Annotated in this window: 1 protein-coding gene; it reads right to left on the reverse strand. The window is 28.1% G+C overall.

From position 1 onward, the window contains the following. Positions 1–719 (reverse strand): DNA polymerase (locus ACFIM8_RS09255; RefSeq protein ID WP_375614847.1); only part of this gene is annotated, 719 nt, incomplete at both ends.

A 719-nucleotide genomic window follows, 5' to 3' on the forward strand; every position in this document is an offset into this window, starting at 1 on the left:
TTACCAAGTTGAAAATCATCCAATGACTTGATATGAGGCGTTAATTTGTCAGAAGGTATATATGGGCAAACTGCTTGAAAAGTATTATCTTCAAATTGCAAACAATACCGACGACGAGCTAAATATTTAGCTGCTATAATTTTCTTTTTATTTTCTAATTTCCAAGCCCCTATTTTAGAGGGATGAATATCTAATTTTTTAGCATTTTCAGTTTTGAAACAATGGATACTATCAGTGTCACAATAGATAAAATTTTCAAGTCCAATTTTGTAAATAGACTCAATTAAAAACATACGAGCATAACTTCCAGCAAATAAAGAAATTGGCAAATAACCACATTTTTGGAATATTGTTTCACCCCAAATAAATCTAAGAACATCATTTTCAAATTCGATATATCTTTTAAATCTATGAGGACGTTCAGCCATTTTTCCACATAATGAATTAAGAAACATTTTTCCTATTCTGCTGATTGTTTTATCTGAAGAATTTTTCAATTCAAAAAATTCATCAATATAATCAGTAAAAAGGTCATCTCTTGCTTGAAAGAGATAACCATCTAATAATTCCAAATTTTGGTAGTGATAAGATTGTTTAAACAATTCAAATTCTTGTAATGTTAACATGAATATTTTTTTATGTTCACATTCGTGTTCAGATAAAATTTGTAAATATTCAACACCCCCAGATGATGATTGTGTGTTATTATTTAAAATAGG

The sequence above is a fragment of the Bartonella sp. AC535YNZD genome (genome assembly GCF_042196625.1).
Taxonomy (GTDB): domain Bacteria; phylum Pseudomonadota; class Alphaproteobacteria; order Rhizobiales; family Rhizobiaceae; genus Bartonella.